This is a genomic window from Neobacillus mesonae (assembly GCF_023715155.1).
Lineage (GTDB): Bacteria > Bacillota > Bacilli > Bacillales > Cytobacillaceae > Neobacillus > Neobacillus mesonae_A.
This window is the reverse complement of record NZ_JAMBNQ010000148.1, coordinates 1-255: the sequence shown is the minus strand read 5'-3', so window position 1 is coordinate 255 and position 255 is coordinate 1. Positions and strand designations below refer to the sequence as shown.

Annotated in this window: 1 pseudogene; it reads left to right on the top strand. The window is 44.3% G+C overall.

Features of this window, described 5'->3' with window-relative positions:
* Positions 1 to 255 (top strand): annotated as a pseudogene (locus tag M3183_RS27670) (IS481 family transposase); the annotation flags it as partial.

Below are 255 nucleotides of genomic sequence, written 5' to 3'. Positions count from 1 at the left end.
CGTCTTGTGCCATACGCGCAGTTCTTCTCGTCAGAGAAGTTTGATGGTTTAAGGGGCGTTACAAAAGAAGCTCTTATCCGAAGAGGGAAACCTTCAATTATTTATGCGGATAACGGAAAGATCTATCGATCTGAAACGCTTCACTACGCTTGCGCTAAACTTGGGATTACCTTAGCCCATACACAGCCGTACGACCCCCGTGCAAAGGGCAAAATTGAAAGGCTTTTTAAAACGATTCAAACACGTTTTTATCCG